Below are 12,566 nucleotides of genomic sequence, written 5' to 3' on the forward strand. Positions count from 1 at the left end.
CGGTTCCGCCCTCGGCCGCTCGGACGGGCAAGATGGAGGGGTGACCCTTATCGATCAGCTCCCTTCCGACGCCGACCCCGATGCCCTCTTCGAAGCGTTCTCGACGTGGGCCGAGGGGCAGGGCATCACGCTCTACCCGGCCCAGGAGGAGGCGCTGATCGAGGTGGTCTCGGGCGCGAACGTGATCCTGTCCACTCCCACCGGCTCCGGGAAGAGCCTGGTGGCGGCCGGTGCCCACTTCGCCGCGCTCGCCCGCGACGAGGTCACCTTCTACACCGCGCCGATCAAGGCGCTGGTCTCGGAGAAGTTCTTCGACCTGTGCAAGATGTTCGGCACCGAGAACGTCGGCATGCTCACCGGCGACGCCTCGGTCAACCCGGACGCGCCGGTGATCTGCTGCACCGCGGAGGTGCTGGCCTCGATCGCGTTGCGCGACGGCCGGAACGCCGACGTGGGCCAGGTCGTCATGGACGAGTTCCACTTCTACGCCGAGCCGGACCGCGGCTGGGCCTGGCAGATCCCGCTGCTGGAACTGCCGCAGGCGCAGTTCGTGCTGATGTCGGCGACGCTCGGCGACGTGTCGCGGTTCGAGGAGGACCTCACCCGGCGCACGGGGCGGCCCACCGCGGTGGTCCGCTCCGCGACCCGGCCGGTGCCGCTCAGCTACGAATACCGCACCACCCCGCTGACCGAGACCCTCACCGAACTGCTGGAGACCCGTCAGTCGCCGGTGTACATCGTGCACTTCACGCAGGCCGCGGCGGTGGAGCGGGCGCAGGCGCTGATGAGCATCAACATGTGCACGCGGGCGGAGAAGGACGCCATCGCCGACCTGATCGGCAACTTCCGCTTCACCACCGCCTTCGGCCGCAACCTCTCCCGCTACGTGCGGCACGGCATCGGGGTGCACCACGCCGGGATGCTGCCGAAGTACCGCCGGCTGGTGGAGAAGCTGGCGCAGGCCGGCCTGCTGAAGGTGATCTGCGGCACCGACACCCTCGGTGTCGGGGTCAACGTGCCCATCCGCACAGTGCTGTTCACCGCACTGACCAAGTACGACGGGCAGCGGGTGCGGGTGCTGCGGGCCCGGGAGTTCCACCAGATCGCCGGGCGCGCCGGCCGGGCCGGCTTCGACACCGCCGGGTTCGTGGTGGCGCAGGCGCCCGAGTACGTGATCGAGAACGAGAAGGCGCTCGCCAAGGCCGGCGACGACCCGAAGAAGCGCCGCAAGGTGGTGCGCAAGAAGGCGCCCGAGGGCTTCGTCGGCTGGGGGCAGAACACCTTCGAGAAGCTGATCGCGTCCGAGCCGGAGGCGCTGACCTCCCGCTTCCGGGTGACCCACGCGATGCTGCTGTCGGTGATCGCCCGGCCGGGCAACGCGTTCGAGGCGATGCGTCGGCTGCTGGAGGACAACCACGAGGACCGCAGGTCCCAGTTGCGCCACATCCGGCGGGCCATCGCGATCTACCGGTCGCTGCTGGACGGCGGTGTGGTGGAGCGGCTCGACCAGCCCGACACCGAGGGCCGGATCGTCCGCCTCACCGTGGACCTCCAGCAGGACTTCGCGCTCAACCAGCCGCTGTCCACCTTCGCGCTGGCCTCCTTCGAACTCCTCGACCCCGACTCCCCCTCCTACGCCCTCGACATGGTCTCCGTCGTGGAGTCCACCCTCGACGACCCCCGCCAGATCCTCGCCGCCCAGCAGAACAAGGCGCGCGGCGAGGCGATCGCGGAGATGAAGGCCGACGGGGTCGAGTACGAGGAGCGGATGGAGCGCATCCAGGACGTCTCCTACCCCAAGCCGCTGGAGGAGCTGCTGCTGCACGCCTACGGCGTGTACCGCAAGAGCCACCCGTGGGTCGGCGACCATCCGCTGTCGCCGAAGTCCGTGATCCGCGACATGTACGAGCGGGCCATGACCTTCTCGGAGTTCGTCTCCTACTACGAGCTGGCCAGGACCGAGGGCATCGTGCTGCGCTACCTGGCGGGCGCGTACAAGGCGCTGGACCACACGGTGCCCGACGACCTGAAGTCGGAGGACTTCCAGGACCTGACGGCCTGGCTCGGCGAGCTGGTGCGGCAGGTCGACTCCAGCCTCCTCGACGAGTGGGAGCAGTTGGCCAACCCCGAGGAGGAGAGCGCCGAGGAGGCCGCCGAGCGCGCCGATCAGGTCAAGCCGGTGACCGCCAACGCGCGCGCCTTCCGGGTGCTGGTCCGCAACGCCCTCTTCCGCCGTGTCGAGCTGGCCGCGCTGGAGAAGTACGACCAGCTCGGCGAACTCGACGCCGACTCCGGGTGGGACGCCGACGCCTGGGCCGACGCCATGGACGCCTACTGGGAGGAGTACGACGACCTCGGCACCGGACCGGACGCGCGCGGTCCGAAGCTCCTGCTCATCGAGGAGCAGCCGGAGCACGGCCTGTGGCGGGTCCGCCAGACCTTCGCCGACCCGAACGGCGATCACGGCTGGGGCATTTCGGCCGAGGTGGACCTCGCGGCTTCCGACGAGGAGGGCCGCGCGGTGGTCCGGGTCACCGACGTCGGCGAGCTGTGAGTTCTGCCCCGGTCGGTGCCACACCGGCCGGGGTCCGCGCCCGCGCCCGCTGACCGCTGCCTGCGCCCGAGCAGCCGCAGTAGCCCGCGCAGGCCCGGCGTGGCCGCTGCCGCCTCCGGCTCGGCGGTCTTCGGCCCCGCTGTCTTCGACCCCGCTGTCTTGGGCCCCGCTGTCTTCGGTCCGGCTGCGGCGGCAGAGCGCCCCGGCGCCGGCAGCGCCGGCGGTGGCGTGACGGATGCCGGCGGCACGGACGACGGCACCGGCTGGGGCGGGGGCGGCGCCGTCGGCAACGGGGCGAGCCCGGCGACGAGTCCGGCCGCGGCCCCGACGGCCCGCCCCGGCGCGGGGCGCGCGTTCCTGGCCCGACCGAGCGCGTCCGCGAGCGCCACGAGTGCCGGTGCGATCTCGTCCGGGTGGTCGGCCGTGGCGATCGCCTTGATCTGCTCGGGTGTGGCCATGCCGGGCCGGCCGGGCGGCAGGGCCGCGCGCAACTTGCGCAGATGCGCCCGTTCGTAGGGGTCGGGAACCGCGCTGTCGACCAGCTCCGGCCCGAGCAGCGCCGACCAGACCGCCGCCTCGTCCCACGCGTCGGACGCGTCGCGCAGCAGCTGGGTGACGCGGCGGGAGCGCCAGCCGCGGGCCCGTTCGTCCCCGCCTTCGGCCACCGCGGCCCGTAGCTCCTCGGGCAGCGGGCCTTTGAGCAGCTCAGGGAACTGCTCGGCGAGCACCGGAAGATCCCGGGCCAGATACATCCACACCAGCGCGCGGTACCTGTTGACATACCAGCGGACCGGACGGATGTGCCCGGCTCTGGCCAGCCGGACGAACCGCTCCCGGCCCACCCCGAGTTCTCTGGCCGCCTCGGCGCTGCCGACCAGCCGGACCCGGTCGAGCAGCGGCAGGGGATGCCCCTCCTCCGCTAGGAGCCGGTCCACCTCCTCCGATTCCACCTTCCAACTGTGCGTCCCGCACACGACCGTGGAGACCTCGCCGATCTGCACGGCGAGCTCGAACTCGTCATAGTCCAGGCCCAGCGCGTCGCGGGCTCGCGCGAGCGTCATCAAGGAGCCGTCCGCCACCGCGGGCGGCCCGTCCACGGCAAGCCGGTCCTGCGCCGGGCGCGCCGCCCGCCGTGCCCTTGCCGCACCCGCCTGTCCCGTCGGCCGCTGCGTCTCGAACCGCTGCTGCCGCTCCTGCGTCACACCCACGTCCATCACCTTCCGCGAAGTTCGATCACTGACAGTGACCAAACTAGCGCGGAACGGAAACCCCTCGCGGAGCGCCTGTGGACAACTCCGAGAACCGCAGGAAACCGCAGTTCAGGACCGGTTCAAGCGCTCCGGCCAGGACAACTCGCCCGGTCGGCGAGGGCGAGCCCGGCGCGCTCGGGTCGGGCCGGGCCGGGCGGAAGGGCCTGGCCGTTCACGCGTGCGCGGTGCCGGACTGCCGCGGCGCCACGCCGAGATGCTCGCCGACCCGGCGCACCAGCCGCGTCATCTCGTACGCGACCTGGCCGATGTCCGCGTCCATCCCGCTGAGCACGGACAGGCAGCTGCCGTCGCCCGCCGCGGTGACGAAGAGGAAGCCCTCCTCGAACTCGATCATGGTCTGCCGTACTCCGCCGGTGCCGAACTGCCGGCCGGCGCCCTTGGCGAGGCTGTGGAAACCCGATGACACAGCGGCCAGGTGCTCGGCGGTCGGCCGGTCGAGGTCGCCACTGGCCCCCGTGACCAGGCCGTCGTTGGACAGCACGAGCGCGTGCTGCACGTGCGGCACCCGCTTGGTCAGGTCATCGAGCAGCCATGCGAGCCCGTTGCCCACCGTCATCGCCTGCCTCCCGTCTCCGCTGCGCTACGCAGCCTGGTACGCCCGGCGCGCGAGGGCAAGCCCCACCTTCGCGCCGACGGCGTTCGGACGGCCGTTCGCACGCCCGCGGACGGCGGGAATCAGCCACCGCGCGGGGCGTACATGATCACGCCGACGCCGACGAGGCACACCGCCGCGCCGATCACGTCGAAGCGGTCCGGCCGGTAGCCGTCGAGGATCATGCCCCACACCAGCGATCCCGCGACGAACACCCCGCCGTAGGCCGCGAGGATGCGTCCGAAGTCGGCGCTCGGCTGGAGGGTCGCGACGAATCCGTAGCAGCCGAGGGAGAGGACACCCGCGGCGATCCAGCCGATTCCGCGGTGCTCGCGCAAGCCCTGCCAGATCAGCCACGCGCCACCGATCTCGAGCACCGCGGCGAGCAGGAACAGGGCGACGGAACGCAGCGTGATCATGCGAACATGATGCATGGCCGGAACAGGGCGCGGACGGGGCGGGGTGCGGGAGTTCTTCGCGGCGCGGGCCGCGGGCTGGGAGGAGCGCTTCCCCGACGACGGCCCGGCGTTCGCAGCCGCGGTCGCCGCCTTGGAGCTGGGTGCGGGCCGGTCGGCGCTCGACGCGGGGTGCGGTACGGCGCGGGCGCTGCCGCACCTGCGGGACGCGGTCGGGCCCGGGGGTCTCGTGGTGGGGGTCGACCTGACGCCCGAGATGCTGCGGGAGGCGGCCGCACTGGGCCGCCGGGCCCAGGGCGCCCTGGTGGAGGCGGACTGCGCCCGACTGCCGCTGAGATCCGGCGCCTTCGACGCCGTACTCGCCTCGGGCCTGGTGCACCACCTGCCCGACCCGGGTGCCGGTCTGCGCGAACTGGCCCGTGTCACCAGGACCGGCGGCCGCCTCGCGCTCTTCCACCCCTGCGGCCGGGCCGCGCTGGCCGCCCGCCACGGGCACGCGCTGTCGCCCGACGACATCCGCGCGCAGCCGCAGCTCGGACGGCTGCTGGACGAAAGCGGCTGGCAGCTGAGGTGCCTCGACGACTCCGCCGCCCGCTATCTGGCCCTGGCGGTCAGGAAGTCCTGAGCCGACCGGCGCCCGCACGGCGCGCCCCCGGCCCGGGGCGTAGGTCGCTGTGGGTCGGGTCCTGGCAGGCGAGCGCCTCCGCCACGGGCACACCGGTCGCCGCCGCGTGGGCGAGCCGCTCCCTGACCTCCCGCGGGGTGCGCGGGCGGTAGCCGGGACCGTCCATGCAGCAGATACAGGACGGGTTGAAGCGCAGCCCGGCGGCCAGCACCGCTTCCAGGGCGCGCCAACCGGCCGTGTCCCGCTTGCGCGGCACCGCGAGTTGAATCCCCGCGTCGACGAGCGGCCCGGCGCAGCGCGGGCAGACGTCGCCGCGGTCCACCCGTCCCGTCTGCTTCTTCCATGACGCGCGGCAGGACACGCAGACGAAGTGGGAGCGCCTGATACCGGACATGCGCGGGATCGTAGAAGGCAACGGCGCCGCCCCGCCAGTGATTTGCGGCAGGCGCGGCGTACCCCGGGCCGCGCGGCTCCTGACCGGCGGGGGCGATGCGGCGCGCGAGCGCACCACCTGCACGGATTCCTCACTCCGCACTACTCGACGCGGAGGTTACCGGCTGGTTAAGGTGCGGCGGACCCGTGCGGCGACAGGGAGGTTGGGGATGGGCGGCAACGCGCAGGACACGCCTGAGGAGGACGCGCTCCTCGTGCTGACGGCGGCGATGCTGACGCCCGGCGGCTTTCCCGGTGTGCTGGGCGACGACTATCCCGCGGCCTGCGCAGGGTTGGGGCTCGAACCGCTGGCCGGCGGCTACGGCCTGGTGTTCGGACAGGACTCCGCCGGGGCCCGCTGGACGGTGGTGACCAGCGATGCCGCGATGGTCGCGTGCGCGCTGGCCGCGTGGGACTGCGGGCTCGCCTACGAACTGGCGCCGGACGAGAGCACCATGGTCGCGTCCCTGCCGGGCTGGCCGCTGCCGGTCGCGGTCTCGGCGCCCGGGGTGCCCGAGCCGCACGACCCTGACGGTGCGCCGGATGCCGGACCGGTACTCGCGCCGCCCGACACGTCGGTGTGGGGGCCGCCGCAACGGCGGCTGGGGGCCGACGAGATAGCGGTCAGGTGGCTGGAGTGGCGCGACCAGGTCGGCCCGGCCGCCGCAGGACCGCAAGGAGCCCGCGGCGACGACAGCCCGGCGTCCCCGGCGGCGTCCGCCGATCCGAGGGCCGCGCTCGGCGCCATCTCGCACGACGGTGTCCGCCGCGCCCTGGAGAGCGCCGAGGCGTACACCCGCGAGCCGCCTCCGCCCGGCCGGGTCCGGACCGCGTATGGGGCGGTCCGCGCCGACGGTCCGGGCTGGAGCCTGGTGGCTCGGACCGACGACATGGCGTTCGTGCTGCTCGACGAGGAGCCCGGCGAGGTGCTGCCGGTGGGCCGCGGAGCCGCGCTGCCACCGCTGCTGGAAGCGCTCAGCCGGCTCGCCGCGGCCGAGGTCAGCCCGGCTTCGTGACGTCCCGGGCGGCGGGCGCGGTGCGGACGATGTCGGCGGCCACCGCGTCCGCGGCCTTGCGGGCGGCGACCAGCACGGGGTCCCAGACCGGGGAGAAGGGCGGGGCGTAGCCGAGGTCGAGGTCGACCATCTGCCCGACGGTCATGCCCGCGGTGAGCGCGACCGCGCCGATGTCCACCCGCTTCGCGGCGCCCTCCCGGCCGACCATCTGCATCCCGAGCAGCCGCCCGGTGCCGCGTTCGGCGAGCACCTTCACGGTCATCGGGGCCGCGTGGGGGTAGTACCCGGCGCGGCTGGTGGACTCGATGACCGCGGTGACGAAGTCCAGGCCGGCGGCCCTGGCCTGCGACTCCTTCAGGCCGGTCCGGGCGATCTCCACGTCGCACACCTTGCTGACGGCGGTGCCGACCACGCCGGGGAAGGTGGCGTAGCCGCCGCCGATGTTGGTGCCGATGATCCGGCCGTGCTTGTTGGCGTGGGTGCCCAGGGCGATGTGCTGCCAGGCGCGGGAGACGAGGTTGAGCACTTCGACGCAGTCGCCGCCGGCCCAGATCCGGTCGGTGCCGCGCACCCGCATCGAACGGTCGGTGAGCAGCCCGCCGTGTGTGCCGAGCGGGAGTCCGGCGTCGCGGGCGAGGGAGGTGTTCGGCCGGACGCCCAGGCCGAGGACGACGAGGTCGGCGGGGTGTTCCGCGTCGTCGGTGGCGACGGCGCGGGCGCGCCCTTCGGCGTCGGTGAGCACCTCGCGGGCGGCCGCGCCGGAGACCACGGTGACACCGAGCCCTTCGAGCGCCTCGCGCACCAGGCGTCCCATGTCGGGGTCCAGGGTGGTCATCGGCTGCGGGTTGCGGTCCACGAGGGTGACTTCCAGGCCGTGCCGCAGCATCGCCTCGGCCATCTCGACGCCGATGTAGCCGCCGCCGACCACCACGGCCCGCCGGACGCCGGTACGGTCCAGGCCGCGCAGGACGGCCTCGCCGTCGTCCAGGGTCTGCACCCCGAAGACACCGGGGGCGTCGATGCCGGGGATCGGTGGCCGTACGGGCACCGCGCCGGTGCCGAGCACCAGGTGGTCGTAGCCGGTCCAGCTCTCGTGGCCGTCGGGGTCGCGCACCAGGACGCGGCCGCCCTCGGGGTCGATCCGGGTCACCTCGGTGCCCAGGCGCACGTCGATACCGCGGTCGCGGTGCTCGGCGGCGGTACGGGCGACGAGGGCGTCGGGGCCGCTGGTGTCCCCGGCGATCCAGTAGGGGATGCCGCAGGCGCTGTAGGACACGTGCTGCCCGCGCTCGAAGGCGACGATCTCCAGACCGTCGGCGGGCCTGCGGCGCCGGGCCTGGGAGGCGGCGGACATGCCGGTGGCGTCGCCGCCGACGACGACGAGGCGCTCGGTCATGAGGCGGTGTGCTCCTGGAGTGCGGGGCGGGGTGCGGTGTCCGCCGCGCGTCCTGGTGCCTGGGCGGCGAGCCGGTCCCGCGCCTCCATGAGGGCGAAGCCGAGCAGGTTCAGGCCGCGCCAGGCGTCGGGGCGCTCGGCCCGCTCGTCGTCGGCGGCCAGGCCGATGCCCCAGACCCGGTCCAGCGGGCTGGCCTCCACCAGGACGCGGCGCGCGGTGCCGAGCAGATAGGCGCGCAGGTCGGGGTGCTGGGCGAACTTGTGCAGGCTGCCCGCCACGACCAGGCCGAAGCGTTCGTGCTGCCAGACCGCCTCGTCGAAGCCGCGGACCGAGCGGCCCGCGCTCTTCGCCTGCTTGGGGTGGCCGGCGGCCACCGCGCGGCGCTCGGCGTCCTCGTCACCGAACAGCCGGGCCTTGCCCGCCATCATCCAGTGCTCGGCGGTCGCGTAGGTGACGCCGTCGACCGTGAAGGGCGCCGGCCACCACTGGCTGAGGCAGCCCGCGCCGACACTTCCGTCGCGCTGCGGGCGGTGACCCCAGAAGTGCAGGTACTTCACGCGGGTACCGGCGGCCACCAGGGCGGCGAGGACCGGGACCGAGCGGACGGCGGCAGCGTCGGCGCCGGGTGTCCCGGCGGAGGACGCGGCGGCTGCGGGGGTGTCTGCCGACATGACGGCTTCAGACCCTTTCCAGTGGGCGGTGCGGCGGGTCAGGCAGTTCGACGGCGATCGCGTCCCCGGGCCGTACGACGCCGCCGACGACCACGACGCTCATGACGCCGCCCTTGCGGACGACCGCGCCCGTCTCGTCCCGCCCGACGACCTCCTTGAGCAGGCCGCTGCGGAAGGCGTCGATCTGCAGGCAGGGGTTGCGCAGGCCGGTCACCTCGACGACCGCGGCCGGGCCGAGGCGCAGCCGGGTGCCGGTGGGCAGGTCGAGCAGGGCCAGACCGCTGGTCGTGATGTTCTCGCCGAGGTCGCCGGGCGCCACGTCGTACCCGGCCGCACGCAGTTCGTCGAAGAGTTCGGCGTGGATCAGGTGGACCTGCCGCAGGTTCGGCTGGCTGGGGTCCCGGGCGACGCGGGAGCGGTGCTGGACGGTGGCGCCCAGGTGCGCGTCGCCCTCGACGCCGAGTCCGGCCAGCAGCCGGATGCTGTGCTGGTTGGCCTTGCTGAACCGGTGCTTCGCGTCTCGGCTGACTGCCAGGACAGAAGCGCTGAGCATGGGGTGTCCCCTCGATCGGATTCCCTGACCCGACGCTTCACCCTATCGGGGGAGCCCGGGCTCAGCGACCGATTTGCCGCCGGCTCACGCGGCGCAGCCGGCGGCGCTGGGAGGAGTCGAGCGTGAAGTAGGCGACCGCCGGCACGCCGATCACGACCAGGAAGAACACCCACCAGGGAATCCAGGCGAGCAGGATCAGCCCGACCACCACGCCACCGATGGCGACCTTCGTGCGATTCGTCATGGTCCCCGCCTCCGTCTCACGGCGGCCCGCGCCGCGTCCTCACCGTACCTGTCCAGTGGAACGCGCCGCGAGCCGCCGCGGTTCCCGAGGCCCCGCGGCGCAAGACCCAGCGGGTAAAAACCGGGCAAGACATCGCGGGGCCGTCGGGGCGGCCCGGGGAGCGGTAAGGAGCGCGCGCCTTGGAGCCCGGGCCTTACTTGCCGCCGGTCAGGCCCGCGCGGCGCAGCGCGTCGGCCATCGCACCGCTCGGAGCGGGCTGGCCGGAGCCGCCCCGCCGGCCGCCGTTGCCCTGGCCGCCGCCCTTTCCTCCGTTGCCGCCGCGGCCGCCCTGCCGCGGCGGTCCGCCGCGCCGGTCGCCGCCCTGCCGCTCCCCGCCCTGCCGGTCGCCCCCGCGCGGCCGCGCCTCGTCCTGGAGCCGCAGCGTCAGCGAGATCCGCTTGCGCGGCAGGTCGACATCCAGCACCTTCACGCGCACGATGTCGCCGGGCTTGACGACGTCCCGCGGGTCGGACACATAGGAGTCGGACAGCGCGGAGACGTGCACCAGGCCGTCCTGGTGGACACCGACGTCCACGAACGCGCCGAAGGCCGCCACATTGGTGACCACGCCCTCCAGCAGCATCCCCGGCCGCAGGTCCTTCATCTCCTCCACGCCCTCCTTGAAGGTCGCGGTCTTGAAGGCGGGACGCGGGTCCCGGCCGGGCTTCTCCAGCTCGGCGAGGATGTCCGTGACGGTCGGCAGGCCGAACGAGTCGTCGACGAAGTCCTGCGGGCGCAGGCCGCGCAGCACCGCGCCGTTGCCGATCAGCGCCGGGATGTCGGTCTGCGCGCTCGCACTGATCCGGCGTACCACCGGGTACGCCTCCGGGTGCACGCTGGAGGCGTCGAGCGGGTCCTCGCCGCCCTGGATGCGCAGGAAGCCCGCGCACTGCTCGTACGCCTTCGGGCCGAGCCTGGCGACGCCCTTGAGGTCCTTGCGGGTGCGGAACGGCCCGTTGGCGTCGCGGTGCGCCACGATGTTGCCGGCCAGCCCCTCGGTGATGCCCGACACCCGCCGCAGCAGCGGCACCGACGCGGTGTTCACGTCCACCCCGACGCCGTTGACGCAGTCCTCGACGACCGCGTCCAGGGAGCGCGACAGCTTCACCTCGGACAGGTCGTGCTGGTACTGCCCGACGCCGATGGAGCGCGGGTCGATCTTGACCAGCTCGGCGAGCGGGTCCTGCAGGCGGCGCGCGATGGACACCGCGCCGCGCAGCGACACGTCCAGCTCGGGCAGTTCGGCGGAGGCGTACGCCGACGCGGAGTACACCGACGCACCCGCCTCGGAGACGACCGCCTTGGTGAGCTTCAGCTCCGGGTGCGCCTTGATCAGGTCGGCGGCGAGCTTGTCCGTCTCGCGGGAGGCGGTGCCGTTGCCGATCGCGATCAGGTCCACGCGGTGGGCGGCGGCGAGCCGCGCCAAGGCGGCCAGGGAGTCGTCCCAGCGGTTGCGGGGGGCGTGCGGGTAGATCGTGTCGGTGGCCACGACCTTGCCGGTGCCGTCGACCACGGCGACCTTGACGCCGGTGCGCAGGCCCGGGTCCAGGCCCATGGTGGCGCGGGTGCCGGCGGGGGCGGCGAGCAGCAGGTCGCGCAGGTTGGCGGCGAAGACGCGGACGGCCTCGTCCTCGGCCTCCTGCCGCAGCTGGACGCGCAGGTCGATGCCCAGGCGGACCAGGAAGCGGGTGCGCCAGGCCCACCGGACGGTCTCGCCGAGCCACTGGTCGGCGGGCCGGCCCCGGTCGGCGATCCCGAACTGCTGGGCGATGCGCCGCTCGAAACTGGTCGGGCCGTCGCCGGGCTCCTCGGGTTCCAGGGTGAGGTCGAGGACCTCCTCCTTCTCGCCGCGCAGCATGGCGAGCACCCGGTGGGAGGGCAGCTTGGTGAAGGGCTCGCCGAAGTCGAAGTAGTCGGCGAACTTCGCGCCCGACTCCTCCTTGCCGTCGCGCACCTTGGCGATCAGCCGACCGCGGTTCCACATCCGGGTGCGCAGTTCGCCGACGAGGTCGGCGTCCTCGGAGAAGCGCTCGGTCAGCACCGCGCGGGCGCCTTCGAGGGCGGCTGCCGCGTCCTCGACACCCTTGTCCGCGTCGACGTATCCGGCCGCCTCGGCCTGCGGGTCCAGGCCCGGGTCGGAGAGCAGGGCGTCGGCGAGCGGTTCGAGGCCGGCTTCGCGGGCGATCTGCGCCTTGGTACGGCGCTTGGGCTTGTAGGGCAGGTAGATGTCCTCCAGGCGCGCCTTGGAGTCCGCGGCCATGATCTGGGCGCGCAGCGCGTCGTCGAGCTTGCCCTGCGCGTCGATGGACTCCAGGACGGCCGTGCGCCGCTCGTCCAACTCCCGCAGGTAGCGCAGCCGCTCCTCCAGGGTGCGCAGCTGGGCGTCGTCCAGGGTGCCGGTCGCCTCCTTGCGGTAGCGGGCGATGAACGGCACCGTCGCACCGCCGTCCAGCAGGTCGACCGCCGACCGGACCTGTCCTTCGCGTACGCCAAGCTCCTCGGCGATCCTGGCTTCCACCGACACGTTGCCGCTGATGATCTCGCTCCTAAGCTCGCCTGCCGGGCGGCGCATCCCGCGCGCCGCCCCGCGTGTGTCTTGCATCGTAGACGCCAGGCGGTGCCGGACGGAGTCGGCCGCACCAAGGGCGCCAGGAGCACCCGAACGCCCGCGGGGCGCGGCGGCGCCGGGGTGGGGTTATCCCCCGGTGGGGCGTGGGGCCCGCCCGGCGGAAGCCGGGTGATGGCGCCATGGTTGCG

The 12,566-nt window shown here is 73.6% G+C and carries 12 protein-coding genes; 3 read left to right on the forward strand and 9 right to left on the reverse strand.

Annotation, left to right across the window (positions count from 1 at the left end; translation table 11 throughout):
- Positions 1-40 precede the first annotated feature (40 nt).
- Positions 41-2,554: a DEAD/DEAH box helicase gene (locus WA788_RS12580; RefSeq protein WP_335976316.1), complete on the forward strand. Its 2,514-nt coding sequence runs from the start codon at positions 41-43 to the stop codon at positions 2,552-2,554.
- Here the strand turns inward: WA788_RS12580 and WA788_RS12585 are convergent.
- From WA788_RS12585 to WA788_RS12595, 3 genes are all read right to left on the reverse strand, one after another.
- Positions 2,461-3,762 (reverse strand): DUF6397 family protein, encoded by a 1,302-nt coding sequence (locus tag WA788_RS12585; protein ID WP_335976319.1) that lies wholly within the window; start codon positions 3,760-3,762, stop codon positions 2,461-2,463. The two genes, WA788_RS12580 and WA788_RS12585, sit on opposite strands and share 94 nt — an antisense overlap.
- A 214-nt stretch (positions 3,763-3,976) precedes the next feature.
- On the reverse strand, positions 3,977-4,381 hold the full coding sequence (locus tag WA788_RS12590) for a roadblock/LC7 domain-containing protein (protein WP_335976321.1): 405 nt from the start codon (positions 4,379-4,381) through the stop codon (positions 3,977-3,979).
- A gap of 119 nt (positions 4,382-4,500) precedes the next feature.
- Positions 4,501-4,836, reverse strand: coding sequence for a YnfA family protein (locus WA788_RS12595; protein WP_335976323.1), 336 nt, complete (start codon positions 4,834-4,836; stop codon positions 4,501-4,503).
- 13 nt (positions 4,837-4,849) lie between these two features.
- Between WA788_RS12595 and WA788_RS12600 the strand changes: the two genes are divergently transcribed.
- Positions 4,850-5,458: a class I SAM-dependent methyltransferase gene (locus tag WA788_RS12600; RefSeq protein ID WP_335976326.1), complete on the forward strand. Its 609-nt coding sequence runs from the start codon at positions 4,850-4,852 to the stop codon at positions 5,456-5,458.
- Here the strand turns inward: WA788_RS12600 and WA788_RS12605 are convergent.
- Positions 5,445-5,852 (reverse strand): hypothetical protein, encoded by a 408-nt coding sequence (locus WA788_RS12605; protein WP_335976330.1) that lies wholly within the window; start codon positions 5,850-5,852, stop codon positions 5,445-5,447. The genes WA788_RS12600 and WA788_RS12605 overlap by 14 nt on opposite strands.
- Positions 5,853-6,060: 208 nt before the next feature.
- Between WA788_RS12605 and WA788_RS12610 the strand changes: the two genes are divergently transcribed.
- Entirely contained in the window at positions 6,061-6,906 is an 846-nt protein-coding gene (locus WA788_RS12610) for a hypothetical protein (RefSeq protein WP_335976334.1), read from the forward strand.
- Here WA788_RS12610 and WA788_RS12615 read toward each other — a convergent pair.
- The 5 genes from WA788_RS12615 to WA788_RS12635 all read right to left on the reverse strand — a co-directional run bounded on the left by WA788_RS12615 (position 6,890) and on the right by WA788_RS12635 (position 12,381).
- Positions 6,890-8,302: an FAD-dependent oxidoreductase gene (locus WA788_RS12615; protein ID WP_335976337.1), complete on the reverse strand. Its 1,413-nt coding sequence runs from the start codon at positions 8,300-8,302 to the stop codon at positions 6,890-6,892. The genes WA788_RS12610 and WA788_RS12615 overlap by 17 nt on opposite strands.
- Positions 8,299-8,973, reverse strand: coding sequence for an NADAR family protein (locus WA788_RS12620; RefSeq protein WP_335976340.1), 675 nt, complete (start codon positions 8,971-8,973; stop codon positions 8,299-8,301). The genes WA788_RS12615 and WA788_RS12620 overlap by 4 nt, the downstream gene beginning before the upstream one ends.
- A 7-nt stretch (positions 8,974-8,980) precedes the next feature.
- Positions 8,981-9,526 (reverse strand): MOSC domain-containing protein, encoded by a 546-nt coding sequence (locus tag WA788_RS12625; RefSeq protein WP_335976343.1) that lies wholly within the window; start codon positions 9,524-9,526, stop codon positions 8,981-8,983.
- A gap of 61 nt (positions 9,527-9,587) precedes the next feature.
- Positions 9,588-9,770, reverse strand: a complete 183-nt coding sequence (locus WA788_RS12630) for a hypothetical protein (RefSeq protein ID WP_328472075.1) — start codon at positions 9,768-9,770, stop codon at positions 9,588-9,590.
- 193 nt (positions 9,771-9,963) lie between these two features.
- Positions 9,964-12,381, reverse strand: coding sequence for a Tex family protein (locus WA788_RS12635; RefSeq protein ID WP_335976913.1), 2,418 nt, complete (start codon positions 12,379-12,381; stop codon positions 9,964-9,966).
- Positions 12,382-12,566: the final 185 nt, after the last annotated feature.

Origin of the sequence: Streptomyces sp. CA2R106, from assembly GCF_037034245.1 — a bacterium.
Taxonomy (GTDB): Bacteria; Actinomycetota; Actinomycetes; order Streptomycetales; family Streptomycetaceae; genus Actinacidiphila.

Excerpts from the sequence above, each read along its gene's own strand:
- WA788_RS12615 (WP_335976337.1), bottom strand. The coding sequence starts at position 8,302 with ATGACCGAGCGCCTCGTCGTCGTCGGCGGCGACGCCACCGGCATGTCC.
- WA788_RS12620 (WP_335976340.1), bottom strand. The coding sequence starts at position 8,973 with ATGTCGGCAGACACCCCCGCAGCCGCCGCGTCCTCCGCCGGGACACCC.
- WA788_RS12595 (WP_335976323.1), bottom strand. The coding sequence starts at position 4,836 with ATGATCACGCTGCGTTCCGTCGCCCTGTTCCTGCTCGCCGCGGTGCTC.
- WA788_RS12625 (WP_335976343.1), bottom strand. The coding sequence starts at position 9,526 with ATGCTCAGCGCTTCTGTCCTGGCAGTCAGCCGAGACGCGAAGCACCGG.
- WA788_RS12600 (WP_335976326.1), top strand. The coding sequence starts at position 4,850 with ATGGCCGGAACAGGGCGCGGACGGGGCGGGGTGCGGGAGTTCTTCGCG.
- WA788_RS12635 (WP_335976913.1), bottom strand. The coding sequence starts at position 12,381 with ATGCGCCGCCCGGCAGGCGAGCTTAGGAGCGAGATCATCAGCGGCAAC.
- WA788_RS12630 (WP_328472075.1), bottom strand. The coding sequence starts at position 9,770 with ATGACGAATCGCACGAAGGTCGCCATCGGTGGCGTGGTGGTCGGGCTG.
- WA788_RS12610 (WP_335976334.1), top strand. The coding sequence starts at position 6,061 with ATGGGCGGCAACGCGCAGGACACGCCTGAGGAGGACGCGCTCCTCGTG.
- WA788_RS12605 (WP_335976330.1), bottom strand. The coding sequence starts at position 5,852 with ATGTCCGGTATCAGGCGCTCCCACTTCGTCTGCGTGTCCTGCCGCGCG.
- WA788_RS12590 (WP_335976321.1), bottom strand. The coding sequence starts at position 4,381 with ATGACGGTGGGCAACGGGCTCGCATGGCTGCTCGATGACCTGACCAAG.